The organism is Erythrobacter alti (assembly GCF_037996805.1).
In the GTDB taxonomy this organism is placed as follows: Bacteria; Pseudomonadota; Alphaproteobacteria; order Sphingomonadales; family Sphingomonadaceae; genus Alteraurantiacibacter; species Alteraurantiacibacter alti.
Window position 1 is genome coordinate 358047 of the sequence record NZ_JBBNAX010000008.1, and the last position, 24612, is coordinate 382658.

The following is a 24612-nucleotide window of genomic DNA, read 5'->3' on the forward strand; positions in this document are numbered from 1 at the left end:
ACGGTGCTAGAACTCTAGTCCGGAAATTTGACTGAAAGGAAATCTGAAAATGGCTGCTAAAAACAACGCTTTGAACAAGCCGGTCAACCTGACACCGGCTTTGGAAAACGTGGTCGGCAAGGGTCCGATGACCCGCGCACAGGTCACCAGCAAGGTTTGGGACCACATCAAGGCCAACGACCTGCAGGATTCCAAGGATCGCCGCATGATCAATCCCGACGCCAAGCTGGGCGCGGTGATCGGTACCGAGCAGATCTCGATGTTTAAGATGACGGGTGCCGTTTCCAAGCACATGAGCTGATTGCTCACTTGTCATAACCGACACGCAAACGGGCGGGAGGCAATGCGCTTCCCGCCCGTTTCGTTTGCGCATTCAGCGCTGCGGCTTGAAGGGCCAGTCCACCACCCGCCCAGTCCATAGTGCGAGCCAGATCAGCAGCGGCTGGGCGAACATGCGCGGGACATGATAACCCATGCCCCATCCGCCATCATCGCGCGCCATGTCCATCAGCATATGGTTCACATTCGCAGGCCAAACGCACAGAGCGTAAAGCGCCAGCGCGACACCACCTGCTTGCATCAAGCGCCGCGAGAAGGGTTGGGCGAGCGCAATGGCTCCAGTGATCTCAGCCATCCCGGTCCAGAATACCACCGCATCGCGCAGCGGCACCGCCTCGGGCGTGATCCGGACGAATGGCGCGGGGTCAATGATGTGGCGGTAGCCTGCGTAGATGTAGAGCGATGCCAGCAGAAAACGTAGGGCAATGCGGATCATCGCTCTATTGGATGTCATGCGTCAGCCCCTCCGATCAACGGCATTGCCCGGCAATGCCGTAGATTCGCAGAGTTGACCATGGCGGGGAAGATTAGTTTGCTGCGCTGATCTCCGACCCCAGCTTGAGGACCTCGTCACCATCTTCCTGCTTGATCAGGTGGGCGGGGTCATCCTCGTCGCCATTGCGGGTGACTTCGCTGCCCTTAAGCGTGCGCGTCACCTCGCGTTCGAACCGTTCCTTGACCTGTCCCTTGGCGGTGCCATCGCCCCAATCCCACTGGACGTGCTGGTTGGTCTGGAAACTGTTTGAATTGCTCATAAGCGGGATTCCTATTCGGTTACGGTTGTTTCCTCCCCGTCTTCGATCCCGTTTTCGAATTCGTCGCCAGCTTCCATCAGGATACTGTCTGTATCGTCGCCGTCGTCCTGCGCATCTTCCAAAACGGCAGACTTGGTCGCTTCCTCTTCAGTATCACCCTGGCTCAACGCACCAGTGATCCAGATGATCGACATGAAGGCCAGCGCGGCCACCAGGCTCAAGCCGAGAACCCAGCGCATATGGCCGGACTTTTCGCCGGCACTCGCCTCGTCATCGTCGATGTGGATTTCGTCGCCTTCTTTGTAGCTCATCGGTTCAAACCTTCCGTCTCTTGTCGACCCTTTGGAATGATACGGATCGAGTATACCAAAGTTCCGTGCCTGCCCGAAAGCAGGTAATCTACATCAGTCGCGCAAAAGTTCGTTGATCCCGGTCTTCGAGCGGGTCTGCGCATCGACCGTCTTGACGATTACGGCGCAATAGAGGCTTGGCCCCGGAGTGCCATCGGCCAGCGGCTTGCCTGGCAAGGCGCCGGGCACGACCACGGCGTAGGGCGGCACTTCGCCGCGATGGACTTCGCCGGTGGCGCGGTCGACGATCTTGGTCGACGCACCCAGATAGACGCCCATCGACAGCACGGCACCTTCGCCCACGCGCACACCCTCTGCGACTTCCGCACGCGCGCCGATGAAGGCGCCATCGCCGATGATGACAGGTCCGGCCTGCAAAGGTTCGAGCACGCCGCCGATGCCAGCGCCGCCCGAAATATGCACGTTCTTGCCGATCTGTGCGCACGATCCGACCGTTGCCCAAGTGTCGATCATGGATCCTTCATCGACAAAAGCGCCGATATTGACGAAGCTCGGCATCAGCACCACGCCCGGCGCGATATAGCTCCCGCGTCGCGCAACCGCGCCCGGTACGACGCGAAAGCCTGCTTCGCTGAAGCGTTCCTTGCCCCAGCCGGCGAATTTGGACGAAACCTTGTCGAAGGCCGCTTCTCCTGCAGAGCCGCCGTCCATCACCCGGTTGTCATACAAGCGGAAGGACAGCAAAACTGCCTTCTTCAGCCATTGGTTGACCTGCCAGCCGCCACTGCCATCGGGTTCCGCCACGCGGGCCGTGCCGTTGTCGAGCATTTCGATGGCCTTATCGACCGCCTTGCGGACTTCGATATCGGCACTGGTGATCTCAGCGCGGTTTTCCCATGCCTGTTCGATCTCGGTGACGAGTTCGGCGGTCATAAAGCGGCTCTCCTGTAGGGTCGGTTAGAAGCCTTTGCCGCTAGCCCTTCGCAGACATAGGCACAAGCCTGTGAAACGATGACAGGCACGGAGCGTTAAGGCTGGGTTAGGGGGAGTGCGGGCATCCGTGCTTCGATAAAGAAGGGTTCGCCTTGGGACAAGATGATGGAAAGGCACGGCTGAAAAGCTGGCATTTCGGCGCGGGACTTGCTGCGCTGGCGCTGCTGTCCGCCTGTGGTGGAGGTGGCGGTGCGCCGCCCGTGACGCGATTGCCTCCACCCACTCCGACACCTACGCCCACTCCCACACCCACACCCACACCTACGCCTACGCCTACGCCTACGCCTACACCCAGCAGCTTTGCGGTGCAGCCGGTTCCGCCCGCCTTCAACACACGCGAGTTTCGTGCGTCAGATGGGCCGGGCCAGCACAATGCCGCCAGCGCATGGGTCGATGGCAATATCGGAACCGGAGTCACCATCGCGGTGATCGATACCGGGATCGACGATGACAGCCCGGAATTTGCCGGACGCCTTTCGCCTGCTTCGACCGACATCATCGGCAACCGCCCGCTCGAAGGGCCGGACGATCACGGAACGCTGGTTTCGCTGGTAGCTGCCGCCGCGCGTGACGATACCGGCGTGCTCGGTATCGCCTGGGACGCGACGGTGCTCGCGATTCGCGCCGATGCTCCGAATACGTGCGGCGGAGACAATCCGCAGGACCCCAATTCGGACTGCGCCTTCTTCGACAATGATATTGCCGCATCGATCGACTATGCCGTCGCCAACGGGGCGAAAGTGATCAACATCTCGCTCGGCGGACCCAGCGGCATCAACACCCGTTTGCGCAATTCGGTGCAGGCCGCGGTTGCTGCGGGCGTGCTGATCGTGGTGGCGGCGGGCAACGACGGCCTCGCCCAGCTGGAGCCCTTCGGCGAGGAATTTGTGGCAGCGGGCAATGGCGGCGTGCTGGTGGTCGGATCGGTCGATGACAATTACGAGATATCCAGCTTCTCCAACCGCGCGGGCGGTAGCCCCACGCAATATCTCGCTGCACGAGGCGAGAGGATTTGCTGTGTCTATCAGGACGGTGCGGTTTTCGTCGACGCGGAAGGCTTCGTCTTCCTGTTTTCCGGGACCAGTTTTGCCTCGCCGCAAGTTGCCGGGGCGGCGGCGCTCCTGGCACAGGCTTTTCCCCACCTGACCGGCCGCGAGATTGCCGAAATCCTGCTCGAAAGCGCTTTCGATGCGGGCGCGAGCGGCCCCGATGCGGTCTACGGACGCGGCATTCTGGATATTGCCGCCGCTTTCCAGCCGATCGGAACCACCGCCATCGCCGGGCAGGGCGTGCCGATGGCGCTGGGTGACGGATCGGGCGTTGCTTCACCCGCCATGGGAGACGCGCTGCGCACAGCATCGCTCCCGACGCTGGTGACCGATCGCTACAGCCGCGCTTTCGAGACCGATCTGGCGGGCACGTTGAGTGGGGCGCAGCAGCGCCAACGGCTCCACGGTGCCATCGCCGGACAGCAGCGCGTGCTATCGGGAAGTGCTGAGGGCGCGAGCCTTGCTTTCACCATCGATGCCAATGGACGCCAGCCTCCGCGTGCCGAGGCTCTGCGGTTGGAAAGCTCGGATGCCGAACGGGCGAGGGTTCTTGCAGCGAGTGTCGCCATGCAGGTCGCGCCCGACACACAGGTCGCCTTCGCCTATCGTCAGGGCGCAAACGGAGTGGTGGCTGGTTTGCAGGGACATGATCGCCCTGCCTTCATGATTGCAGGCGAAGCAAGCGGCAGCACCGGAATGCTCGCCGCGAGCGATACGGCCATTGCGCTGCGCCAGCAGCCGGGGCCGTGGGGGCTGAGTATAAGTGCCGAGAGCGGCTCGACATCGACAGCTGCTGCGGTTCGCCGTGCGGCGGAATTGCGCGGACATCAGGTGGAGGAAGACCTCGCCAGTTTCGGCCTGGCGGTGGATCGTCGCTTCGGCGCGCTCGACACCGCGCTTGGCATCACCTGGACCGCAGAAGACCGCACCGTGCTGGGCGCGCGTTTCCACGAAGGCTTCGGCCTTGAAGGCAGCGACAATCTGTTCGTCGACCTCGATCTCGGCTGGCGTGCGGCGCATGATTGGCGGCTTGGCGCATCGTGGCGACAAGGTTTCACTCAGGTACGCGATTCCGCTCTGGTCGGTGACGGTTCGAGCCTGACGAGCAATGGCTGGAGCATCGACGTGGAGCGCAGCGGGGTCTTCGCAGATGGCGACCGGATTGCGTTGCGCCTGTCGCAGCCGCTGCGGGTGACAGGCGGCGGGATCAACCTGCGCCTGCCGTCCAGCTTCAGCTATGAAACGCTCACCCCCGATGCCTTCACCGTCCACACGCTCAGCCTGTCGCCTGACGGGCGCGAAGTGATCGGAGAACTGGCATGGCGCGGGCGAGTGTGGGGCGGCGGCGCTGCGGCCAGCCTGTTCTACCGCCGCCAGCCCGGTCATTATGCCGATGCGCCCGCCGATGCCGGAGTGGCTCTGCGCTGGACGCGGGCGTTCTAGCCTATCGCTAGCGCATCAATCCGCGCGTGAAATCGACAAGCCCTGTCTGGCGCGCGCGGCGCATACGCTCTGCATCGAGAATGGTCCTGACCTTTTCGAAGCAGGCGTCGATATCGTCATTGACGACGACGTAGTCATAGCCGTCCCAATGGCTGATTTCGTCTCGCGCACGGGCCATGCGCCCGGCGATCACTTCCTCGCTGTCAGTTCCGCGCCCGCGCAGGCGCTGTTCCAGCTCACCAATGCTGGGCGGCAGCAAAAAGACGCGCACGACGTCGGTTTCCATGCGCTGGTACAATTGCTGCGTGCCCTGCCAGTCGATATCGAACAGGAAATCGCGACCTTCCTTGAGACCGGTCTTGATCTGCGATTTGGGCGTGCCGTAATTGTGGCCGAAGACGTTCGCCCATTCGATGAGCTCGCCCGCTTCGACCATGCGATCGAATTCTGCTTGGTCGACGAAATGATAGTCCTCGCCATCCACCTCACCGGGGCGCGGGGGGCGGGTGGTTACCGATACCGACATGACAATTTCGCCATCTTCGCGAAGCAGGCGCCGCGCGATGGTGGTTTTCCCGGTGCCCGAAGGCGAGGAGAGGATGAACATCAGGCCGCGTCGGGCGAGAATGGGTCGGGTGAGGCTTTGCTGTTCGGCCATGGCTCATGCTGTTGCGCAGCCACGCGCCACAAATCAAGTATAAGCTGGGTCGAAACTGTCCAGAGAAGCCTAGAGCTTGCCGTCGGGCTTGGACTGTTCCTGCAGGGTGGCGTCGCCAGCCTTGCGCGCCTTGCGCTTGCCCTGGCTGCGATCAAACAGCGTCTTGACCAGCAATCCGCCACTCACCAGTGCGAAGCCGGGCAGCGACCGCGTGGCGAATTTCGTGACACCATAGGCGGCAAGCGTGTGAACGACGGAGCGGTTTTCGACCGCTTCCTTGGCAAACTGGCTGCCGTACCGCTTGCCTAGAAGCGCCTTTTCCACCGTCAAACGGGCGACGCGCCCGACTGAGCGCAGGACGATGTCATGGATGATGAGATTGGTCGCCGGGTTGGGGCTTGGCCCAGGCACGACATTTTCCGTGAGCCCGGCGCTTTCTGCGGCATCTTCAAGCGCGTCGGACGCGCGATCGGTAATGTGGCTGGGTTTGGACAATGGCGTAATCCCGGTTCTGGCCGAGCGCTTGCGTGCCCGGAGTTACTTCTTGCGGCCGAAATCGACCGTGACGACGTTCGATCCGTCTTCACTCTTGGTAATGTCCGGCTTGTCGCCTTGTTCCGTATCTGCCGGAACGTCGTTCTCGGCATCTTCGTGCTCGGCCGGTGCATCATCGTCGACCGCAGCCTGGAATTGCAGGCCGAAATCCACCGCCGGATCGACAAATGCGGTGATCGCGCTGAACGGGATAGCGAGCTTGGACGGCACCTGGTTGAAGCTCAACCCCACCGAAAAACCGTCTTCGGTTACGTTGAGATCCCAGAACTTGTTCTGGAGCACGATGGTCATCTCGTCCGGAAACCGTTCATGCAACGCAGCGGGAATATCCACGCCAGGGGCTGCGGTCTTGAAGGTGATGTAGAAATGGTGCGGGCCGGGCAGCGCGCTCCCCGATTCCTGCACCGCGCCCAGTACCCGGCCTACCACCGCGCGCAGGGCTTCCTGCACGATTTCATCGTAGGGGATCAGGCTATCGGGCGTGTCGTCGCTCATACCCCGCTAGGTGGCGGCGGCGCTTGGCAAGGTCAAGCGGCAATTGGCGATATTTCCGGCAGTTTTGCGCCGAAGTCCGGCTTGCGCATAGAGCCAAGCGGCCTATAGGCTTTTCTCCATGCGAACAGGCAGAATAGAGCGCAAGACCAAGGAAACCGATATTGTCGTCGAGGTAAATCTCGATGGTACAGGTACTTACGATATTTCCACCGGAATCGGCTTCCTCGATCACATGGTCGAACAGTTCAGCCGCCATTCGCTGATCGACGTGACCATGAAGGTCGATGGCGACCTGCATATCGACCAGCATCACACGACCGAGGATTCGGCACTGGCGCTGGGTCAGGCACTGGCAGAAGCGCTTGGCGACAAGGCCGGTATCGGCCGATATGGCGAGGCGCATTCGCCGATGGACGAAACGCTGTGCCGCGTTGTGCTCGACATTTCGGGCCGGCCCTTCCTCGTATGGAAAGCGCGCTTCACACAGGAAAAGTTGGGCGAATGGGACACAGAGCTGATCGAGCACTGGTTCCACTCGGTCGCGCAGACTGCCGGGCTGACGCTGCATATCCAGCAGCTTTACGGCACCAACAACCACCACATTTGCGAAAGCATCTACAAGGGCTTTGCCCGCGCCATGCGCCAAGCGGTGGAGCGTGACACGCGCAAGGGCGATGCCGTGCCGAGCACCAAGGGGCAATTGGGTGGCTGAGGCCATCGCCTTGATCGATTACGGTGCTGGCAATCTTCACTCGGTTTACAATGCGCTTAAAGCCGCTGACGCCAAACATATCGCTGTTACCGATGATCCTGCACTTGTGCGAGGTGCGCGGCGAATCGTGTTGCCGGGTGTCGGTAGCTTTCGCGCCTGTTATGAAGGACTGACGGGCATTCCCGGCATGGTTGAAGCGCTGGAGCAGCGCGTCCTCGAAAAGGGCGTGCCATTCCTTGGCATATGCGTCGGAATGCAATTGCTCGCCACGCGCGGGCTGGAGCATGGGACCTGTCCCGGCCTCGGCTGGATTGAAGGCGAAGTTCGCCGGATCGAGCGGACCGATCCCGATATCCGGGTGCCGCACATGGGATGGAACGACGTTGCGCTCACCCCGCATCACGGCGACCACGGATTGATCGAGGAGGGCGAGGCCTATTTCCTCCATTCCTACCATTTCCAGCCCGAAGACGGCCACGATATCGCCGCGATGACCGACCACGGTGGCGGGCTTGTGGCGGCGGTGGCGCGCGACAATATTATCGGCGTGCAGTTCCATCCCGAAAAGAGCCAGAGCTACGGACTGGACCTGCTGCGCCGTTTCCTGGAGTGGAAAGTATGATCGTATTTCCGGCCATCGACCTCAAGGGCGGCGAAGTCGTGCGCCTGTCCGAAGGCGATATGGACCGCGCCACCGTTTACGGAGATGATCCCGCCGCACAGGCCATGCTGTTCGCCGAAGCGGGCGCTAAGCACGTCCATGTCGTCGACCTTGACGGAGCCTTCGCAGGCGAGAGCCGCAACCGCGCCGCGGTCGAGGCGATTGTCGAGCAGTTTCCCGGCTATGTGCAGCTTGGCGGCGGCATCCGCGATGCGGAAGCGGTCGAGGGCTGGTTCAACCTTGGTGTGGCGCGGCTGGTGATCGGCTCGGCGGCGCTGAAAGACCCCGAATTCGTCAAGGACATGGCCAAGGAATGGGAAGGCGGCATCGTCGTCGCGGTCGACGCCCGCGATGGCATGGTCGCAACCGAGGGCTGGGCCGAAGTCTCCGACGTGCCGGTGCGCGACATGGCGCGCAGGTTCGAGGATGCGGGCGTTGCGAGCCTGCTGTTCACCGATATCGGGCGCGACGGACTGCTCAAGGGCTGCAATGTCGATGCGACGGTCGAACTGGCGCGCAGCGTCGATATCCCGGTGATCGCCAGCGGCGGTGTGAAGGGGCTGGACGACATCCACATGCTCGCGCTGCACCGCGATGAAGGTATCGAAGGCGTGATCACAGGCCGTGCGCTCTATGAGGGGCGGCTCGACCTCGCGACTGCAATTGCGATGGCGAACCGGTGACCCGATGACAGTCCGCATCCGCGTCATACCCTGTCTCGACGTTGCCGAAGGGCGCGTTGTCAAAGGCGTCAATTTCGTCGATCTCAAGGATGCGGGCGATCCGGTCGAGCAGGCGCAGACCTATTCCGAGGCGGGAGCGGACGAGCTGTGTTTTCTCGACATTTCCGCCACGCATGAAGGCCGCGGCACACTGCTCGATATCGTCCGGCGCACCGCTGAGGTATGCTTCATGCCGTTGACTGTGGGCGGCGGCGTGTCGAGCGTGCAGGATGCGCGGGCGTTGCTGCTCGCCGGGGCGGACAAGGTCGCGGTAAATTCGGCTGCCGTGAAACGCCCCGAAATCATGGATGAGATCGCCCAGCGTATGGGCAGCCAATGCGCGGTCGCCAGCGTCGACGCGCGGCGCGTTGCCGATGGCCGCTGGGAAATATTCACCCACGGCGGGCGACGCGAAACCGGCATCGATGCGGTTGAGCATGCGGTCCGGCTGGCGGAGCTTGGAGCGGGCGAATTGCTCGTCACCAGCATGGATGGTGACGGGACGAAGGGTGGCTACGATCTCGAACTCACCCGAACTATTGCAGATAGCGTCTCGGTACCGGTCGTCGCGAGCGGCGGAGTCGGCACATTGCAGCATCTGGTCGATGGGGTGAGGAAGGGCGGCGCGAGCGCCGTGCTTGCCGCGAGTATATTTCATTTCGGGACTCACACTGTTGCGCAGGCCCACGCAGCCTTGCGTGCGGCGGGACTTCCAGCGCGAAGCACCTGATTTACAATTAATTTTCTGCTGATCTCGAGGCTCGCCCACAAATGATCCGCGGGACAAGATTTTACATCGAAGCAAGCTGCGGTCCCACTGCGGGACAGCTGCACCAGCCTGCTTGTGCAGTCAAACGAATGCGCCGATTGAAAGCATTGTGTTTGAAAGCTTTTCCAACAGTGCCATGACGCTCCTTGCAGCCACGCCGGCAACTTCGGTCGCTGTGCAAGTGCCCGAAGCATCAAGCGTCACGCTGTTCGCTTTGGGTACGCTAGGCCTGATTATCGGGCGCCGCCTTGCCAAGCGAAGTTCAAACCGGGAAGACTGACGCTCTCATTCGGCTTGACGAATTGCCGCGCCTTCGCGCATTGCGCCGGGCGATGGATACACTCACACGCCTCGAAAAAGTGATCGCAGAGCGCCGCAATGCAGCGCCTGACACCAGCTATGTCGCCAGGCTCAACGCCGCCGGACTGCCCAAGATATCGCAGAAGGTCGGAGAGGAAGCGACCGAGGCGGTCATCGCCGCATTGACCGGCGACAAGGCCGAACTGACCTCCGAAGCCGCCGATCTGCTGTTCCACCTGCTCGTGCTGCTCGATGCCAAGGGCGTGAAGCTGGCCGAAGTGCTGGCGGAACTTGATCGGCGCGACGGCGTCTCTGGGTTGGACGAAAAAGCTGCAAGGACGAAAGACTGATGGCCGTCGATCCGACCGCTCCCTACGATCCGGAAAACATCTTTGCGAAGATCCTGCGCGGCGAAATCCCGTGCAACAAGGTGTATGAGGACGGCCACGCGCTCGCCTTCCACGACATTAACCCGCAGGCCGATGTCCATATTCTGGTGATTCCCAAGGGGGCCTATGTCAGCTGGGATGATTTCTCCGAACATGCCTCGGATCAGGAAATCGCCGGATTTGTGCGTGCGGTCGGAAATGTGGCGCGCGAAAACGGTCTGGTCGTGCGCGGTTATCGCCTGCTCGGCAATGTCGGACGCAATGGCGGGCAGGAAGTGCCTCATTTGCATGTCCATTTGTTTGGCGGCGGACCACTCGGCCCGATGTTGGCACGCTGAAGGTTGCCACCTGCCCCGATAAAGACTCGTTTCGGCGATTAACCCTCTTTTTTCGATGCGCCTACATCTGTAAGCAGCCGTTCATAAATGAATGAGCAAATGCAGCCACCCTCGGGAGTAATCGAAGGGTCGCGACACCTTTATCCGGTGCGCGTCTTTTTTGAGGATACTGACCTGTCCGGCATCGCCTATCACGCCAATTATCTCAAATGGTGCGAACGTGCGCGCAGCGACATATTGCGCCTGCTCGGCATAGATCAGCGCGCCGCTTTCGAAGCTGGCGAGGGGTTCTATGCCGTGTCCGAGGCGAACATAAAATGGCGACGCCCCGCGAAATTTGATGACGTGCTGACTATCGAAACGCGTTGCACCGAACTGCGCTCTGCCAGCGCGCGCATGATCCAGCGAGTTTTGCGCGGATCGGAACTGCTGGCTGAAATTGAGATTGTAGCAGCATTCCTCTCGTCCGAAGGCCGGCCCAGGCGCCAGCCCGAGGCGTGGCGCGCTGCCTTTGCGACCTTTATCGAGAAAGACCCTGAATGAGCCTTTTGCAAATCCTTGCCGCCGGAACCGCCATGCCCTCGCGGCTCGATCCGATCGAGTTGTTCATGCAGGCGGATATCGTGGTGCAGATCGTCATCATCGGACTGGTGCTCGCCTCGATCTGGGTGTGGGCGATCATCGTCGGATTTGGAATGCGCATGGGCAGGTTGCGGAGCAAGTGCGGCGCCTTCGAGAGCGAATTCTGGAGCAATGGCGATGTTGACAGCCTGCTCGACGGGCGCGGACGCAAGGACAACCCCTCGGCGCGCGTTGCCGCAGCTGGCGTTGCCGAATTCCGCCGCAGCCACAAGACAGGCCTGAAAGACAAGGAAGCCGCCCGCGCCCGCGTTGCGCAGGCGATGGAAGGGCAGGTCGCGCTCGAATCCGATAATCTTGCGGATCGCATCAACTTCCTCGCCACGGTCGGCTCGGTTGCGCCCTTCGTGGGCCTGTTCGGCACCGTCTGGGGCATCATGAACAGCTTCTTCCAGATCGGCATCCAGGAAAATTCCTCGCTCGCCGTGGTTGCACCCGGCATTGCAGAGGCATTGTTCGCCACCGCCATCGGCCTGTTCGCCGCCATCCCCGCAGTGATCGCCTATAACCGCCTGTCCAATTCGGTGAACGGCTTCGAAGCCCGCCTCACCCGCTTTGCCGACCGCGTGCACGCGCAGGTCAGCCGCGAAATGGAAGCCGTCTGATGGCCATGGGAATGGCAGGCGGTCGGCGAGGACGGCGGCATGGCCACCGCCGCACGCCGATGGCCGAAATCAACGTGACGCCCTTTGTCGACGTGATGCTGGTGCTGCTCATCATCTTCATGGTCACCGCACCCTTGCTGGCGAGCGGTGTGCCGGTGGACCTGCCCGAAAGCCGCGCAAACCCCGTCGACCAAGAACCCGACCAGATCACCATTGCGGTCGATCGTTCGGGCTTCGTCTATATCGACGATGTGCAGGTAGAGAATGACGACCTGCCGCTGGCGCTGGAATCGATTGCCGGTCCGCCCGGAGGCGAACAGCCGCTGATCAACCTGCGCGCCGACCGCGATATCGATTGGGGCCGCGCGATGGCGGTGATGGGCGAGCTCAACCGCGCCGGTTTTACGCGCATTTCGCTCATCACCACGCCTGCCGGACCATCGGCAACGGCAGCGACGGTCAGTGAGAGTTCAGCCGGTGAGGCTAGTCTCGCGCAGTAATGGAACGCGTTGCGCATCTTTCCCCTGAAGAGCGCGTCGGCATCGGCGTGGCGGTGGTCGCGCATATCGCGCTGGCTGCGGCGCTGGCATGGCACGCCACCCGCGAGCCTGCGCCATTCACCCCGGTCGAGCGCATTGACGTGAGCCTGGCGACCGAGGTGAGTCTGGAATCGACCGCGCCCGATCCGTCTGCCGAACCAGCCGCCAGTTTCGCGCCGGTCATCACCGAAGTGCCGGTCCCTCCCGAAGAATTAGTCACCGCGCCGCCGGTCGAACCGCGCCCCGCACCGACTACGCGGCCGACCGCGGCTCCGACCCCGCAGCCCACCACGCGCGCGACATCGAGGCCTACGCCAACGCCCACTTCAACACAGAGGGCGGGCGGTAGCCGGCTGGGCGAGAATTTTCTCGAGGGAAATAGCGCGTCAGATGGTAACAGCGGTTCGCCGGCCGCGACTTTCGGACGCACCGAACAGGCTGCGCTCTCATCTGCAATTACGCGCGAACTGCGTCCGCATTGGTCCGCTCCATCGGGAGTAGATGTCGACCAGCTCGTTTCGGTGGTCTCGTGGAGCCTCAACCGCGACGGCACCCTGCGCGGACAGCCACGATGTGTCAGCCAGCGTGGTATCAATGATTCCAACCGGCCGCAGGCTCAGCTACACTGCGAGCGCGCAATTCGCGCGGTTACGCTTGCCGCGCCATTCACGACTTTACCCGATCAGTTCTACAGTCGATGGGACGATCTTGAGTGGGAATTCGACCGGAGACTGTGATGCGAAAATTCGCCTTCCTTGCCGTATTTGCCATGCTGTTTTCAGCGCCCGTCGTCGCGCAGGACAATGCCGCGCCGCGCACTCTCAATCCGGCAAGCATCGAAGCGCAGCAAGCCGGAGACGTCGCTGCGCAAGACCCCGATGATGGGCCGTTGCGCGGCACGGTCACCGACGATTCGGCTTGGCAGGACCTCGGCATTGCCATTGCCGCCTTCGCCACTAACGAAGATGTTCCTACGCCTGCCAATGCCAGCGGCACGCAGGCGCTCGGGCTGGAGCTGTCGCGCATTGTGTACAACGACCTGCGCTTCAACGGGCTGTTCCGCCCGGTCGGCCCCGATGCCCTGCCGCGGCCGAGTTACGCGCAGATCACCGCACCAGCCTGGAATACCTGGCGCGGGCGGTCTGCCGAGATGCTCGTACACGGCTTTGTCCGCGCCAATGGTGATGGTCGGCTGACGGTCGGTTGTTATCTGTATGACGTGGCCTTGCAGTCCGAGCTGGTCCGTGAGGGCTGGGTGGTCGCACCGTCCGACTGGCGCCGCGCCGCGCATCGCTGCGCCGACCTCATCTATTCGCGCCTGTCCGGCGAAAGTCCGTTCTTCGACAGCCGCATCGCCTACATCGCCGAGACCGGCCCCAAGGATAACCGCGTCAAGCGGCTCGCCATCATGGATAGCGATGGTGCCAACCACCGCTTCATCACCAACGGCCAGTCGACCGCGCTTACCCCGCGCTATTCACCCGATTATTCGCGCATTGCTTATCTTTCCTACGTCGACGGCAACCCGCGCATCTATGTCTATGAAATAGACAGCGGACGGCAGACGCTGGTGACCGAAAGCAGCAATCCGACCTTCGCCCCGCGCTGGAGCCCGGATGGCCGCCATATCCTCTATTCGATGGCGATTGGTGGCAATACCGACATCTATCGCGTCTCCGCCTCGGGCGGAGGCACGCCGGTGCGATTGACCGACAGTCCGTCGATCGAGGTGGGCGGTTCCTACTCGCCCGATGGCAGCCAGATCGTTTTCGAAAGCGACCAGTCGGGTAGCCAGCAGTGCTATGTAATGAACGCCAACGGCACCAACCAGCGTCGCATCAGCTTCTTCGGTGGGCGCTGCGCCACGCCGGAATGGAGCCCGCGCGGCGACCAGATCGCCTTCACCCATATCGCGGGCGATTTCCGCATCGCGGTGATGAACCCCAATGGTCGCAACATGCGTCAGCTTACCAATTCATGGCACGATGAAGCCCCGACATGGGCTCCCAACGGCCGCATCATCCAGTTTTTCCGTACCGAGCGCGGTTCGGGTGACACATCAATCTGGCAGGTCGACCTGACCGGCGAGAACGAGCGTCGCCTGCGCACTCCGGTAGGGGCGTCAGACCCGGCGTGGGGACCGGTTCTGCCGTAAATGCGTTAGTTCCCCAATGGGCCGCAAAAGCACCATCACTTCAGCCTTTGGTTCAAGGAGAGCCACAACATGAATCGCTTTATCATCGCCGTCACCCTTTCCAGCGCACTGGCCCTCAGCGCCTGTAAGAAGGATCCGCCCGAAACCACGCCTCCGCCTCCGGCAGATGTCGTGACCTCGCCCACACCGACACCGACTTCGGCGCCGGTCGGCCCGCAACCCGGCTCGCAGGCGCATTTCTCGTCTGCCATGATGGGCGCGGACACGATCTACTTCGACACCGATCGCTACAATATCGATAACGAAGACATGGCCGCGCTGCGTCGTCAGGCCGAATACATGCTGCAGTACACTGGTTCCACGGCAACGGTCGAAGGCCATGCCGACGAACGTGGCACGCGCGACTACAACCTCGCTCTGGGTGAGCGCCGCGCCAATGCTGCCAAGAACTATCTTGTCAGCCTCGGCGTGCCGGCAACCCGCCTGCGCACTGTCAGCTACGGTGAGGAACGTCCAGTTGCCACCGGATCGACCGAACAGGCATGGGCGCGCAACCGCCGTTCCGTAACGGTTATGATCAGCCGCTGATCAGCGCGCTAAATCAAGCAGGGCCGGAATAATCCGGTCCACAGGGGGCGCGGCGGCAACAACCGTCGCGCCTTCGTTATTTAGTGCGTGCATGGGCGCAAATTCGGATGCCGGCGCAGTGAACACGGCAAGGGCCACCATCGCGAAGATGGATGCTGCTGCGGAAATGGCCAATTGCTTGCTCACGCGAACTCATCCTGCATTGTTGTCCGTGCAATATGAGGTGCCAGACCTATATTGCAATGCAGCATTTAGGCCATAACGGTGTCCAAAGCATGAATAATCCCGAGACTTTAAGCCGGTTCACGCCAGCGCCGCACTCGCCTATGGTGATCGGATGACTTTTTTGAATACGACAAACTGATGGCGCGCCGTTCGACCGACTGGGGCTTTCCGCGCTGGCGCGGCTACGAGGATTCGCGTGACGCGGTCGAGGTGCGCATTTGCGACCGGCATGGCTGCGACCAGGCGGGCAAGTGTCCTGCACCCAAGAGCCCGAACAGTCCCGAACGCTGGTATTTCTGCGAGAAGCACGCAGCCGAATACAACAAGGGCTGGGACTATTTCCAGGGTCTCGACAAGGAAGAGGCGGCCAAGCGCGCCAAGGCCGAGCAGACCGAGAGCGCAGGCTATGCCGAGGCGCAGCATTACGGCTGGGGTGGCAGCGGCGATGGCACCCGCTCGGCAGACGAAATGCGGGCACTCGAAGTGTTTGAGCTTGAGTCCGATGCCGATTTCGACGCAATCAAGCGCGAATGGCGCGCGCGGGCCAAGAAGGTCCATCCCGACGTGAAGCCGGGCGATGCGGAAGCGGCAGATGAATTTCAGAAGCTGCAACTCGCCTACGAAGTGCTCAAGGCTGCCGAGGAACGGCGCGAGTGGCAGGGCTGAGCGAGGCTCGCCGTGGTTAGGCCGCCACGCCCCAACCGCGGCGGTGCTTTCGAGAAATGGGCTGTCCGCTTGCTTCTTCCAGCGCTGGTGCTTGGGCTTGTGCTGGTGATGCTGTCAGTCGCCGGCCAGCGGCTTCCCGAATGGCGCGCCTGGTTCGACGGCCCTGAACGAGGCACGTGGAGGGCGGTGACAATCGACGGGCTCGATGTTTCCGATGAGCGGATGCACATTGTCGTCGCCGAAGGGGAGATTCGCGGCGGGCGCGATGGCTGCAACTATTGGGGCTACAGTTCGGAACCCGACCCGCAGACCGGTGAACGGATGACCACGACAACATTGGCAGCATGCCCAGACACGCCCAAGTTGCGTGCCTATGATGCCATCGGCCATTTTCGTTCTGATCTTCGCCTGCTTGCCGAGGACCGGCTGGAAGTAAGCTATCGCGGCACGACGGGTATCTTCCGGCGCTGGACCGAGGAGCTGGAGGAGGCTGAACGCGAAGCGGACGAACGGGCGATGGAAGCGGCCCGCCGCGCGCAACCGGAATTCCCATCCCCAGTATATCCTCCGCCAGGCGACAGGCCGCCGCCACCGCCAGCGCCGCCACCTGCCCCACCCATGCCACCTGCGCCACCACCTCCCGCTCCTGCGGAGTAAGTAGCAACGCCTAGGCAGGCATCGATCTCGATTTGCGATCGTCCGGCTAGGCCATGCCGGTGATCGAAACTCGTGGTGATGCTGCAATGCCCAAATCAGTCGGATTCCATAGCCTTCTACCCGGACAGACGCGTGGACTCGCGCTGACTACTGCACGCGGCGTACTGAAGCTCGGCCTAACCATGCTCGCGGTAGGTACATGCTTCGGGCTGCTCGCATCGATCGGAATATCGCTCACCCGCGAAGAGGGGCGTATCGCGGCGCTCTGGTTTCCCAATGCCCTGCTTCTCGTCGTACTGCTGCGCAACCGGCGCGATCAGGTTCCCTATCTTATGGGCGCTGCTTTCCTGGCAAATATCATTGCCAATCTGGCGGCCGGAGACAGCTGGTTGCTCGCGGGCGGGCTGGCCCTGTCGAACCAGATCGAGGTCATGTGCGTGCTCTTTGGCCTGGCACGGTTGGGGTGCCATCCGGTCAATTTTCACAAGGCCCGCCACATCGGCATCTTCGCCGCCATCGCGATCGCAAGCTGCGCCATATCGGGCATTTCGGCAGCCGTGTTCCTGCAGCCCGGCGATGCCATGGCATGGCTGGCGCTGTGGTGGAAATGGACCCGATCGGATGCGCTCGGACTGCTTCTGCTGGTGCCGTCCTGCGCGATCCTGATCGAAGGGTGGACACAGCGCCACGCGCTCACTCGCCAGAAACTGCTCGAGGCGCTCGGTATCATTGCATTTGGTACGACAATCAGCGTCTATACCTTCTGGCAGACCGACTATCCGTTCCTCTTTCTCGATGCGCCGCTGGTAATGTTCTACGCCCTGCGGCTCGGCCCGGTCGGCAATGCGATCGCGATCATCAATCTCGCGCTTGTCGCCACCATCGCCACTTCGGCTGGCCGCGGGCCGATCAACCTCATGGACGCACCGCTCGGCGAGAAGGTAATGGTTTTGCAGATCTTCCTCGTCAGCAGTTTTGCCGTCGGCCTGCCGATCGCCTCGCTGCTGCGCGGACGGTTGCAACTGGCCGAAACCAAGAGCCGCTTCCTGGCCCAGATGAGCCACGAAATCCGCACACCGATGAACGGGGTGATCGGTTTTGCCGACGTATTGGCGCAGACCCGGCTTGATCCCGACCAACGCCGCTATGTCGAACAGATCACACGGTCGGGCGAGGCGATGACGCAATTGCTGGGCGATATCCTCGATTTCGCACGGATGGAATCAGGCGCGCTCAAGCTTGCGGAGGATCGCTTCGACCTGCATTCGCTGTGCCGCGAAAGCCTCGCATCCGTCGAGGCCATCGCTCGCGACAAGGACCTGTCGCTCGATTGCGACATCGACCCTGACGTGCCGCGATGGGTGCAGGGCGACACCATGCGCCTGCGACAGGTGTTGGTCAATCTGCTGGGCAATGCGAGCAAGTTTACAGAGGCTGGCAATATCGGACTTCGCGTCGGGCGGAACGAGGGAAAGATTTCTTTCGCCGTCGAGGACACCGGCATCGGCATTCCCGAAAAGCACCTCTCGCGCATTTTCGGGCAGTTCGAACAGGTGGAGGGCGGCTCTACCCGGCGCTTCGGCGGGTCCGGCCTGGGATTGGCCATCGTAGCCGAACTTGTGCGGTTGATGAACGGCACCATCGATGTGCATTCTGCGCCCGGCGCCGGATCACGCTTTAGCGTGACCTTGCCGTTAACCGAAGCAGCCGCTCAGCGAGAAGATTCGCCAGACCGTTGACCATGCGCTTGATCAAGCGCACGGCCTGAGATCGGACGCCTCGCGGCAACCCGCTCAATTGCCGATGAAGCTGCCCACGAAAGTGGTGTTATCGCCATCGTCTGCTTCGCCCGCGACATCGGCATCCCTTGCTGCGAAAAGGATGAACAACTCTTCGCGGTTGGCACCCGCCAAAGTGCCGACGAAATTGCCGGTCAGTTCGTTGGCGGTATCTTCGAGCGTACCTTCGAACACGCCGGTCGAGCTGACTGTCGCGCTGAAATCGAGCGACGCGACCACGGTCGGCACGCCCATCACATCCTCGAAGATATCGATCGTGCCGGTCAGCGTGTCATTCGTGCCGGGCGTAATGGTAAAGGTGACATTCGGTGACGAAATCGATCCCGATCTGGTTACGCCCGGATCGCCGCCGACCACGTCAACAGTGCCGGTGTAGGACAAGGTGGCGGTGATGTCGTCAGTGGTGGTGGGGGTATTGAAGAATACTGCCACGCGCTGGCTACGCAGGATGCCGTCAACCGAATCGCGGGTGAAGGCCTGGTTGTCGATTTCGTAATTTACGCGCATCACGTTTTCGAACGGCAGGAACAGGGTCAACGCGGTGTTCGCGGTTGCATACCGCCGCTCGGTCGCGTCGACGCTGACGAAATCACTCGCACCGAACACAACCGCATCGTTGAGATCGGGGAAGGTGAAAGTCGCGCTGTCGGGCGAAGCCACGAAGCTGATCGCACTGGTGCCATTAATCCGCGAACCGCCGCTGAAAATCTCCGTTCCGCCGTTGGGCGTGAAATAGGCGAAACCGTAATTCGCGTTGAAGCTGGTGGAGCTGAAATCGGCCGTCAGGCTGAAATTCGTCGCGCTGGTCGGGGTTGGCGTAGGTGTGGCCGTCGTGGTCGGGGTTGGGGTCGGGTCAGGATTGCCGCCGCCGCAAGAGGTGACCAATGCGCCGCATGCCGCGACGCCGATGAAAAGACCGATTTTCCGGAGCACGTTTTTCCCGTCCATATTCGCTGTTTTACCGGCCCATACGCCGCTTGACCTTTCCCTTAGCTGTCCAAGGCGAAGCGGGGCAAGCGGCGATTGGGTCATACCGACAGATCAGACCGCTTCGAGCGCCTGCTCGAAATCGGCGATCAGATCGTCCGGGTCCTCGATACCGATGGAAATGCGCACCAGATTGTCGCTGATACCCAATTCGGCGCGGCGGCCTTCGGCTACCGAGAGATGCGTCATGCTGGCCGGATGGCTCGCAAGCGTTTCGGTGCCGCCAAGGCTGACCGCAAGTTTCGCGACCTTGAGCGCATCGAGGAAGCGGAAGCATTCCGCCTCGCCGCCCTGGATGAAGACCGAGAAGGTGGAGCCGGCACCAAGGCAGTGGCGGTCGTAGATGTCCTGCTGGCGATCATCCTCGATCATGCCGAGATAGCCGAGGCCTTCGACCTTGGGGTGGTTCTTCAGCATGGCGCAGACCTTCGCCGCGTTCTCGCCCGCGCGCTGCATCCGCAATTCGACCGTTTCGAGCGAGCGAAGCAGCATCCATGCCGTGTGCGGATCGGCAATACCGCCCATGGTGTTGCGCAGCGCACGGATCGCATTGATCCATTTCTTGCCGCCGGAAACACTGCCCGCAACAAGGTCCGAATGGCCGCCGACATACTTGGTGAGCGAATAGACCACCAGATCGGCGCCATGATCCAGCGGGCGCTGCCAGAGTGGGCCGAGGAATGTGTTATCGATGGCAATCGGGCAGCGGTCGGCATCGAAATGCGCGTCGCGAGCTTCCTTCACCGCTTCGATATCGACCAGTGCATTGGTCGGGTTGCCGGGGCTTTCGAGATAGATGAGCGGAACTTCGCCGCCCTGTTCTTCTGCCTTGGACTTGGCTTCCTTCATCACCTCGTCGAGCTTCTCGCGGCTCGCACCGGCGGGGAAGGCGATATAGGTGACGCCGTATTTCGCCATGACCTTGGCAACGAAGCCTTCGGAAGCGGCATATAGCGGGCCCGAATGCACGATCACGTCACCGGCATTGCAAGCGGCCAGGATCAGCACGGCAATCGCGGTCATCCCACTGGAAAAGCACAGCGCGTCCTCGGCACCGTCCCAGATCGCGAGGCGATCTTCGAGAATTTCCTGGTTCGGCCCATTGAAGCGCGAATAGACGAGGCCTTCTGCTCCGCCCGGACGCTTGCCGGTGATACCTTCAAAGTGGCGCTTGCCCGCGGCGGCGTTTTCGAACGCAAAGGTGCTGGTGAGGAAAATCGGCGCCTTGAGCGAACCTTCCGACAAGGCCGGGTCGAAGCCGTGGCCCATCATGAGCGTGGCCGGCTTGAGTTCCCTGCCGCCAATCGTGGTGACTTCGGGCTTCGGCTTGCGGCGCGGGGTGGGAGGGGTGACGGCACCCAGCGGATCGTTTTGGGAATCGTTCGAATTGTCGGCCATGTCTGGCGTCCTTCCTACAATGCACGCTCCCAGGAAGGCAGGAGCTTGAATCGGTTTGCGGGCCGCCCGTTCCTAACCTCCGCAGGAACGCATCTGCACCGCCAAACCGGTTGCAATTGCAATTATCTCCGCGCAGCGATTCCCGCAAGCCTCAGCCGAACAAAGGTGCGATGGCAAAAACCACGCCCACGATCAGAAACACGCCAGCGATATCAAGTGCTAGCCCGGCCTTGATCAGGCGCGGCAAGGCGATGCGACCGGTCGACCAGGCAATGGCGTTTGGCCCGGTTCCTGCGGGCAGGATGAAGCCCCAGCTTGCCGCGAGCGCGACAGGCATGGCGAGCAGCAGGACGACTTCGCTCCCACCTTCGCCGCTGACCGCTACCGCCAGCGCGGCGACGACAGGCATGAAGCCGCTGGCGGTGGCGACATTGCTGGCGAACTCGGTGATCAGGATTACCATCGCCACCAGCGCCATCGCGACGATCACGAGCGGCATTCCGGCCAGCGGCAGCAGCGCGTTGCCGAGCCAGTCGGCCAGCCCGGTACGGGTCATCGCTCCTGCCAAGGCCAGTCCGCCGCCGAACATCATCAGCACGTCCCACGGCGCCCGGTTCGCCTCGCGCCATTCGAGCAGGCGGCGGCCTGTGCCATCGGGCAGGGTGAACAGCAGAAAGCTTGCCGCAATGGCGACGGTGCCATCGGTCAGCGAACCTTCTGGGAACCACGGCGCGACGAAACCGCGCAGCATCCAAGCCACGAAAGTAATCGCGATCACCGGCACCAACCGTCGTTCCGCAACACTCCACGGCCCATGCGGTGCAATGGACTCGCGGGCAGCGGCGACATCGAAGGGGTGGTCGGCGATCTTCTGAACCTTGGCGATAATGAAGGCCGCCAGAGGAATGCCGAGCAATACCAGCGGCACGCCGAACGCCATCCACTTGGCAAAGGTGATCTCCACGCCGGAGATGTCGCGCAGCAGCGCCACACCGATGGCATTGGTGGGCGAGCCGATGATCGTGCCGAGCCCGCCAATGCTCGCAGCAAATGCGAGGCCCATCGGTAGCGCGCCGGAGAAACCCGATTGGTCGAGCGTGCCATCCTCGCGCGCCACGCTGCCACCTGCCAACACCGCCAGGGCCATCGGCATCATGATGAGTGCGGTCGAGGTGTTGGAAATGATGTTCGACAGTATCGCCGCAGCCATCATGAAGCCGAGCAGCAGCCCGAAAGCACCGCCGCGCCCGCCAATCCTGTCGAGGATCCAGCATGCGAGCCGCTTGTGCAGCCCGGTCCGCTCGATCGCGAGGGCGAGGAATGCGCCGCCCAGAAGCAGGAAGATGATTGGCGAGTAATAGTCGCCTGCCACCTCGCGCGCCGTTCCTGCGCTGGCGAAGGGCAGGACGACAAAGGGCAACAGACCGGTGGCGGTTAGCGGAATCGCCTGCGTCATCCACCACGTCGCCATCCACGCGGTCAATCCGGCAGTGTTCCATGCAGGCCCGCCCATGCCTTCGGGCGCGGGCAGTACCAGCGTAAGCGCGAACAGCGCGGGTCCAAGCCAGAAGCCGATACGCTCTGCCGTCATGATGTCGGAATTCCCCTCACGCTCTCTCTGCGCTACGATCCTAGGCGGAAGTTGAACAAGGGCAAGGAGGGGACGATGGCAGAAGGCAAGGTTCTGGGGATTGGCGGACTTTTTATCCGCTCGGACAATCCGGCGGCGCTGGCGGCGTGGTATCGCGATAAGCTGCGCATTGCGGCAACGCAGAGCGGCCAGCCCACGCCCGACGGCGAGTGGGTGTGGATGCAGGAGGCGGGGCCGACCGTATTTGCCGGGTTCAAGGCCGATACCGATTATTGGCAGGCAGAACGGCAAGTGATGCTCAATCTGCGGGTCGAAGGACTCGATGACCTGGTCGCCCGGCTAGCCAATGCAGGCGTCGAGGCAACCCACCGCGAGGAAATGGAAGGCATCGGGCGCTTCGCCCGCATCGCCGATTGCGACGGCAATCCGATCGAGCTGTGGGAGCCTGAGTGATGCGCCTTGCGCTAGCTGCGTTGGTCGCAGGATTGTTTGCCGGTCTTACCGCTAATCCAGTGGCAGCGCAGGATGCGGAAGTCGGATTTTCGAGCCGCTACACACTGCTCGAGCAATGCACTGAAGTCGATTCATCGATCAGCCCCGATTACATCTTGAATCGCTGTGAGGGCTATGAGGGCATTCCAATCTGGTGGCGATACTCGGACTCCGCGCGGCTTTTCGTTGGCATTGGAGAGGTTCCACATTCGAGCGGATTCTTTGGTATCGACCGAGAGCACGACTGGCCAATTGAATGGCGCGGCTCAGAGTCTACGCCTCGGTTCGAGCCTTTCGCGGTTATCATCAGGATGCGGGCTCCCTTTGATGGTGCAAGCGGAGAAAAGGACTCGTTTCTGACTGTATTCAAGTTGAACCCGGACGGCACGTCCTGCGTTCTCGAAAGCAATATCCGGGACAATGAGCAGGCGCGACAGGTCGCAGATCGTGCGCCATTTCGGGACTGTGAGACTATGCCACATCAATATTCTGCGCTTTTCGAATAGCTATTCCACTGGCGCAACTGCTCGCCGCGAGGCAGACTGAAAGCATGGCCCACAAACCCAAAACCGTTGCAATGCTCACCGCGGGCGGCCTCGCGCCTTGCCTGTCCTCTGCCGTTGGCGGTTTGATCGAACGCTATGTGGAGATCGCGCCCGAAGTGCGGATCATCGCCTACCGCAATGGCTATGCCGGATTGCTGACCGGCGATTATGTCGAGGCGACCGAGGAAGTGCGCGCCAATGCCGGGCGCTTCCACGCCTTTGGCGGCAGCCCCATCGGCAACAGCCGCGTCAAGTTCACCAATGTCGAGGATTGCGTGAAGCGCGGCCTGGTCAAGCCGGGGCAGAATCCGCTACAGGTCGCTGCAGAGCAGCTTACCCGCGACGGGGTCGACATGCTGCACACGATCGGCGGGGACGATACCAACACCGCCGCCGCCGACCTTGCCGCCTATCTGGCGGAGAATGATTACGACCTGACCGTTGTTGGCCTGCCCAAGACGATCGACAACGACGTGATCCCGATCAAGCAGTCGCTCGGCGCATGGACCGCTGCAGAACAGGGCGCGGTCTATTCACGCAACATCATCGCCGAACACTCGGCCAATCCGCGCATGTTGATCGTGCATGAAGTGATGGGCCGCGCCTGCGGCTGGCTGACCGCCGCCACCGCGCTGGAACATCATCGCTGGGTCAAGAACGCGCCCTTCGTCGCCTGGCCCGAAAATGCCGCCAACAGCTGGGATGTGCACGGCGTCTACGTGCCCGAACGCAGCTTCGACATCGCAGCCGAGGCCGAGCGGCTGCGCGCCTGCATGGATGCCAATGACGCGGTGAATTTGTTTATTTCCGAGGGCGCAGGTGTGTCCGAAATCGTTGCCGCAATGGAAGCGGCAGGCGAAGAAGTTCCGCGCGATCCTTTCGGCCATGTGAAGCTCGACAAGGTGAATCCCGGCCAGTGGTTCGGCACCAGGCTGGCCGATGCCATCGGCGCGGAAAAGGTGTTGGTGCAGAAGAGCGGCTATTTCTCGCGCTCGGCCCCGGCCAATGCTGCCGATCTGGCACTGATACGCGAGTGCACGCGCCACGCGGTCGACGCCGCGCTGGCCGGACAATCGGGCGTGATCGGGCAGGACGAGGAGCGCGGCGACGAAATGCGCCCCATTGAATTCGAACGCATCAAGGGCGGCAAGGTCTTCGACGTGACGCAGGAATGGTTCACCGGCCTGCTGCGCGATATCGGGCAGGACTAGCTTACGCCGAAATGAAAAGGGCACCC

32 protein-coding genes are annotated in these 24612 nt (G+C 62.0%); 21 read left to right on the forward strand and 11 right to left on the reverse strand.

Features of this window, described 5'->3' with window-relative positions:
* Positions 1-49: 49 nt before the first annotated feature.
* Entirely contained in the window at positions 50-301 is a 252-nt protein-coding gene (locus AAC850_RS11545) for an SWIB/MDM2 domain-containing protein (RefSeq protein WP_340588893.1), read from the forward strand.
* A gap of 72 nt (positions 302-373) precedes the next feature.
* On the opposite strand, the gene AAC850_RS11550 is transcribed toward AAC850_RS11545, so the two are convergent.
* The 4 genes from AAC850_RS11550 to dapD form a co-directional block, all read right to left on the reverse strand.
* The gene (locus AAC850_RS11550; protein WP_340588894.1) at positions 374-793 is read right to left on the reverse strand and encodes a DoxX family protein; all 420 of its coding nucleotides are present in this window, start codon (positions 791-793) and stop codon (positions 374-376) included.
* Positions 794-866: 73 nt separating this feature from the next.
* Positions 867-1094, reverse strand: coding sequence for a hypervirulence associated TUDOR domain-containing protein (locus AAC850_RS11555; protein WP_340588895.1), 228 nt, complete (start codon positions 1092-1094; stop codon positions 867-869).
* Between the two features lie 11 nt (positions 1095-1105).
* Positions 1106-1405 carry a hypothetical protein gene (locus AAC850_RS11560; protein WP_340588896.1) on the reverse strand — a complete coding sequence of 100 codons (300 nt, stop codon included), beginning with the start codon at positions 1403-1405 and terminating at the stop codon, positions 1106-1108.
* A 93-nt stretch (positions 1406-1498) separates the two neighbouring features.
* Complete coding sequence (gene dapD, locus AAC850_RS11565; RefSeq protein WP_340588897.1) at positions 1499-2338, reverse strand: 2,3,4,5-tetrahydropyridine-2,6-dicarboxylate N-succinyltransferase; 840 nt, start codon at positions 2336-2338, stop codon at positions 1499-1501.
* A gap of 152 nt (positions 2339-2490) precedes the next feature.
* On the opposite strand from dapD, the gene AAC850_RS11570 reads away from it, so the two are divergent.
* Complete coding sequence (locus tag AAC850_RS11570; RefSeq protein ID WP_340588898.1) at positions 2491-4890, forward strand: S8 family peptidase; 2400 nt, start codon at positions 2491-2493, stop codon at positions 4888-4890.
* A 7-nt stretch (positions 4891-4897) separates the two neighbouring features.
* On the opposite strand, the gene gmk is transcribed toward AAC850_RS11570, so the two are convergent.
* The 3 genes from gmk to AAC850_RS11585 all read right to left on the reverse strand — a co-directional run bounded on the left by gmk (position 4898) and on the right by AAC850_RS11585 (position 6598).
* A complete protein-coding gene (gene gmk / locus AAC850_RS11575; protein ID WP_340588899.1) occupies positions 4898-5548 on the reverse strand; it encodes a guanylate kinase in 651 nt (216 codons plus the stop codon).
* A 69-nt stretch (positions 5549-5617) separates the two neighbouring features.
* A complete protein-coding gene (locus AAC850_RS11580) occupies positions 5618-6043 on the reverse strand; it encodes a hypothetical protein (RefSeq protein WP_340588900.1) in 426 nt (141 codons plus the stop codon).
* A gap of 42 nt (positions 6044-6085) precedes the next feature.
* Positions 6086-6598 (reverse strand): SspB family protein, encoded by a 513-nt coding sequence (locus AAC850_RS11585; RefSeq protein WP_340588901.1) that lies wholly within the window; start codon positions 6596-6598, stop codon positions 6086-6088.
* A gap of 118 nt (positions 6599-6716) precedes the next feature.
* Between AAC850_RS11585 and hisB the strand changes: the two genes are divergently transcribed.
* From hisB to pal, 13 genes are all read left to right on the forward strand, one after another.
* Positions 6717-7310, forward strand: coding sequence for an imidazoleglycerol-phosphate dehydratase HisB (gene hisB / locus AAC850_RS11590; protein WP_340588902.1), 594 nt, complete (start codon positions 6717-6719; stop codon positions 7308-7310).
* A complete protein-coding gene (gene hisH / locus AAC850_RS11595; protein WP_340588903.1) occupies positions 7303-7932 on the forward strand; it encodes an imidazole glycerol phosphate synthase subunit HisH in 630 nt (209 codons plus the stop codon). The genes hisB and hisH overlap by 8 nt, the downstream gene beginning before the upstream one ends.
* The gene (hisA, locus tag AAC850_RS11600) at positions 7929-8654 is read left to right on the forward strand and encodes a 1-(5-phosphoribosyl)-5-[(5-phosphoribosylamino)methylideneamino]imidazole-4-carboxamide isomerase (RefSeq protein WP_340588904.1); all 726 of its coding nucleotides are present in this window, start codon (positions 7929-7931) and stop codon (positions 8652-8654) included. The genes hisH and hisA overlap by 4 nt, the downstream gene beginning before the upstream one ends.
* 4 nt (positions 8655-8658) lie before the next feature.
* Positions 8659-9423 carry an imidazole glycerol phosphate synthase subunit HisF gene (gene hisF / locus AAC850_RS11605; RefSeq protein WP_340588905.1) on the forward strand — a complete coding sequence of 255 codons (765 nt, stop codon included), beginning with the start codon at positions 8659-8661 and terminating at the stop codon, positions 9421-9423.
* A gap of 175 nt (positions 9424-9598) precedes the next feature.
* Positions 9599-9742: a PEP-CTERM sorting domain-containing protein gene (locus tag AAC850_RS11610; protein ID WP_340588906.1), complete on the forward strand. Its 144-nt coding sequence runs from the start codon at positions 9599-9601 to the stop codon at positions 9740-9742.
* Positions 9743-9794: 52 nt separating this feature from the next.
* Complete coding sequence (locus AAC850_RS11615) at positions 9795-10112, forward strand: phosphoribosyl-ATP diphosphatase (protein WP_340588907.1); 318 nt, start codon at positions 9795-9797, stop codon at positions 10110-10112.
* Entirely contained in the window at positions 10112-10489 is a 378-nt protein-coding gene (locus AAC850_RS11620) for a histidine triad nucleotide-binding protein (RefSeq protein WP_340588908.1), read from the forward strand. The genes AAC850_RS11615 and AAC850_RS11620 overlap by 1 nt, the downstream gene beginning before the upstream one ends.
* An 87-nt stretch (positions 10490-10576) precedes the next feature.
* Positions 10577-11032, forward strand: a complete 456-nt coding sequence (locus tag AAC850_RS11625) for a YbgC/FadM family acyl-CoA thioesterase (RefSeq protein WP_340588909.1) — start codon at positions 10577-10579, stop codon at positions 11030-11032.
* Entirely contained in the window at positions 11029-11733 is a 705-nt protein-coding gene (tolQ, locus tag AAC850_RS11630) for a protein TolQ (protein ID WP_340588910.1), read from the forward strand. The genes AAC850_RS11625 and tolQ overlap by 4 nt, the downstream gene beginning before the upstream one ends.
* Positions 11733-12233, forward strand: coding sequence for an ExbD/TolR family protein (locus AAC850_RS11635; protein WP_340588911.1), 501 nt, complete (start codon positions 11733-11735; stop codon positions 12231-12233). The genes tolQ and AAC850_RS11635 overlap by 1 nt, the downstream gene beginning before the upstream one ends.
* The gene (locus tag AAC850_RS11640) at positions 12233-13009 is read left to right on the forward strand and encodes an energy transducer TonB (protein WP_340588912.1); all 777 of its coding nucleotides are present in this window, start codon (positions 12233-12235) and stop codon (positions 13007-13009) included. Before AAC850_RS11635 ends, AAC850_RS11640 begins: the two co-directional genes overlap by 1 nt.
* Positions 13009-14427: a Tol-Pal system beta propeller repeat protein TolB gene (tolB, locus tag AAC850_RS11645; protein ID WP_340588913.1), complete on the forward strand. Its 1419-nt coding sequence runs from the start codon at positions 13009-13011 to the stop codon at positions 14425-14427. The genes AAC850_RS11640 and tolB overlap by 1 nt, the downstream gene beginning before the upstream one ends.
* A gap of 69 nt (positions 14428-14496) precedes the next feature.
* Positions 14497-15015 carry a peptidoglycan-associated lipoprotein Pal gene (pal, locus tag AAC850_RS11650; RefSeq protein ID WP_340588914.1) on the forward strand — a complete coding sequence of 173 codons (519 nt, stop codon included), beginning with the start codon at positions 14497-14499 and terminating at the stop codon, positions 15013-15015.
* Here pal and AAC850_RS11655 read toward each other — a convergent pair whose 3' ends face one another.
* Positions 15016-15201, reverse strand: a complete 186-nt coding sequence (locus tag AAC850_RS11655) for a hypothetical protein (protein ID WP_340588915.1) — start codon at positions 15199-15201, stop codon at positions 15016-15018.
* 177 nt (positions 15202-15378) lie between these two features.
* Here AAC850_RS11655 and AAC850_RS11660 point away from each other — a divergent pair, with 177 nt between their 5' ends.
* The 3 genes from AAC850_RS11660 to AAC850_RS11670 all read left to right on the forward strand — a co-directional run bounded on the left by AAC850_RS11660 (position 15379) and on the right by AAC850_RS11670 (position 18302).
* Positions 15379-15906: a J domain-containing protein gene (locus AAC850_RS11660; RefSeq protein WP_340588916.1), complete on the forward strand. Its 528-nt coding sequence runs from the start codon at positions 15379-15381 to the stop codon at positions 15904-15906.
* 69 nt (positions 15907-15975) lie between these two features.
* Positions 15976-16563 carry an META domain-containing protein gene (locus AAC850_RS11665; RefSeq protein ID WP_340588917.1) on the forward strand — a complete coding sequence of 196 codons (588 nt, stop codon included), beginning with the start codon at positions 15976-15978 and terminating at the stop codon, positions 16561-16563.
* Between the two features lie 53 nt (positions 16564-16616).
* Positions 16617-18302 (forward strand): sensor histidine kinase, encoded by a 1686-nt coding sequence (locus tag AAC850_RS11670; protein ID WP_340588918.1) that lies wholly within the window; start codon positions 16617-16619, stop codon positions 18300-18302.
* A 54-nt stretch (positions 18303-18356) separates the two neighbouring features.
* Here the strand turns inward: AAC850_RS11670 and AAC850_RS11675 are convergent, their stop codons facing one another.
* The 3 genes from AAC850_RS11675 to AAC850_RS11685 form a co-directional block, all read right to left on the reverse strand.
* Complete coding sequence (locus tag AAC850_RS11675) at positions 18357-19295, reverse strand: hypothetical protein (RefSeq protein WP_340588919.1); 939 nt, start codon at positions 19293-19295, stop codon at positions 18357-18359.
* A 108-nt stretch (positions 19296-19403) separates the two neighbouring features.
* Entirely contained in the window at positions 19404-20747 is a 1344-nt protein-coding gene (locus AAC850_RS11680; RefSeq protein WP_340588920.1) for a cystathionine gamma-synthase family protein, read from the reverse strand.
* A gap of 151 nt (positions 20748-20898) precedes the next feature.
* Positions 20899-22338: an SLC13 family permease gene (locus AAC850_RS11685; RefSeq protein WP_340588921.1), complete on the reverse strand. Its 1440-nt coding sequence runs from the start codon at positions 22336-22338 to the stop codon at positions 20899-20901.
* A 75-nt stretch (positions 22339-22413) separates the two neighbouring features.
* Between AAC850_RS11685 and AAC850_RS11690 the strand changes: the two genes are divergently transcribed.
* Genes AAC850_RS11690 through AAC850_RS11700 form a run of 3 tightly spaced genes read left to right on the forward strand, consistent with a single transcriptional unit; the run spans position 22414 to position 24586 of the window.
* The gene (locus AAC850_RS11690) at positions 22414-22791 is read left to right on the forward strand and encodes a VOC family protein (protein WP_340588922.1); all 378 of its coding nucleotides are present in this window, start codon (positions 22414-22416) and stop codon (positions 22789-22791) included.
* Positions 22791-23336: a hypothetical protein gene (locus AAC850_RS11695; RefSeq protein ID WP_340588923.1), complete on the forward strand. Its 546-nt coding sequence runs from the start codon at positions 22791-22793 to the stop codon at positions 23334-23336. The genes AAC850_RS11690 and AAC850_RS11695 overlap by 1 nt, the downstream gene beginning before the upstream one ends.
* Before the next feature lie 44 nt (positions 23337-23380).
* Positions 23381-24586, forward strand: a complete 1206-nt coding sequence (locus AAC850_RS11700) for a pyrophosphate--fructose-6-phosphate 1-phosphotransferase (protein ID WP_340588924.1) — start codon at positions 23381-23383, stop codon at positions 24584-24586.
* Positions 24587-24612 lie beyond the last annotated feature (26 nt).

Coding starts and splice junctions, on each gene's coding strand:
- AAC850_RS11545 (WP_340588893.1), top strand. CDS start 50: ATGGCTGCTAAAAACAACGCTTTGAACAAGCCGGTCAACCTGACACCG.
- AAC850_RS11550 (WP_340588894.1), bottom strand. CDS start 793: ATGACATCCAATAGAGCGATGATCCGCATTGCCCTACGTTTTCTGCTG.
- AAC850_RS11555 (WP_340588895.1), bottom strand. CDS start 1,094: ATGAGCAATTCAAACAGTTTCCAGACCAACCAGCACGTCCAGTGGGAT.
- AAC850_RS11560 (WP_340588896.1), bottom strand. CDS start 1,405: ATGAGCTACAAAGAAGGCGACGAAATCCACATCGACGATGACGAGGCG.
- dapD (WP_340588897.1), bottom strand. CDS start 2,338: ATGACCGCCGAACTCGTCACCGAGATCGAACAGGCATGGGAAAACCGC.
- gmk (WP_340588899.1), bottom strand. CDS start 5,548: ATGGCCGAACAGCAAAGCCTCACCCGACCCATTCTCGCCCGACGCGGC.
- AAC850_RS11585 (WP_340588901.1), bottom strand. CDS start 6,598: ATGAGCGACGACACGCCCGATAGCCTGATCCCCTACGATGAAATCGTG.
- hisB (WP_340588902.1), top strand. CDS start 6,717: ATGCGAACAGGCAGAATAGAGCGCAAGACCAAGGAAACCGATATTGTC.
- hisA (WP_340588904.1), top strand. CDS start 7,929: ATGATCGTATTTCCGGCCATCGACCTCAAGGGCGGCGAAGTCGTGCGC.
- hisF (WP_340588905.1), top strand. CDS start 8,659: ATGACAGTCCGCATCCGCGTCATACCCTGTCTCGACGTTGCCGAAGGG.
- AAC850_RS11610 (WP_340588906.1), top strand. CDS start 9,599: ATGACGCTCCTTGCAGCCACGCCGGCAACTTCGGTCGCTGTGCAAGTG.
- AAC850_RS11615 (WP_340588907.1), top strand. CDS start 9,795: ATGGATACACTCACACGCCTCGAAAAAGTGATCGCAGAGCGCCGCAAT.
- AAC850_RS11620 (WP_340588908.1), top strand. CDS start 10,112: ATGGCCGTCGATCCGACCGCTCCCTACGATCCGGAAAACATCTTTGCG.
- AAC850_RS11625 (WP_340588909.1), top strand. CDS start 10,577: ATGAATGAGCAAATGCAGCCACCCTCGGGAGTAATCGAAGGGTCGCGA.
- tolQ (WP_340588910.1), top strand. CDS start 11,029: ATGAGCCTTTTGCAAATCCTTGCCGCCGGAACCGCCATGCCCTCGCGG.
- AAC850_RS11635 (WP_340588911.1), top strand. CDS start 11,733: ATGGCCATGGGAATGGCAGGCGGTCGGCGAGGACGGCGGCATGGCCAC.
- AAC850_RS11640 (WP_340588912.1), top strand. CDS start 12,233: ATGGAACGCGTTGCGCATCTTTCCCCTGAAGAGCGCGTCGGCATCGGC.
- tolB (WP_340588913.1), top strand. CDS start 13,009: ATGCGAAAATTCGCCTTCCTTGCCGTATTTGCCATGCTGTTTTCAGCG.
- pal (WP_340588914.1), top strand. CDS start 14,497: ATGAATCGCTTTATCATCGCCGTCACCCTTTCCAGCGCACTGGCCCTC.
- AAC850_RS11660 (WP_340588916.1), top strand. CDS start 15,379: ATGGCGCGCCGTTCGACCGACTGGGGCTTTCCGCGCTGGCGCGGCTAC.
- AAC850_RS11670 (WP_340588918.1), top strand. CDS start 16,617: ATGCCGGTGATCGAAACTCGTGGTGATGCTGCAATGCCCAAATCAGTC.
- AAC850_RS11680 (WP_340588920.1), bottom strand. CDS start 20,747: ATGGCCGACAATTCGAACGATTCCCAAAACGATCCGCTGGGTGCCGTC.
- AAC850_RS11685 (WP_340588921.1), bottom strand. CDS start 22,338: ATGACGGCAGAGCGTATCGGCTTCTGGCTTGGACCCGCGCTGTTCGCG.
- AAC850_RS11690 (WP_340588922.1), top strand. CDS start 22,414: ATGGCAGAAGGCAAGGTTCTGGGGATTGGCGGACTTTTTATCCGCTCG.
- AAC850_RS11695 (WP_340588923.1), top strand. CDS start 22,791: ATGCGCCTTGCGCTAGCTGCGTTGGTCGCAGGATTGTTTGCCGGTCTT.
- AAC850_RS11700 (WP_340588924.1), top strand. CDS start 23,381: ATGGCCCACAAACCCAAAACCGTTGCAATGCTCACCGCGGGCGGCCTC.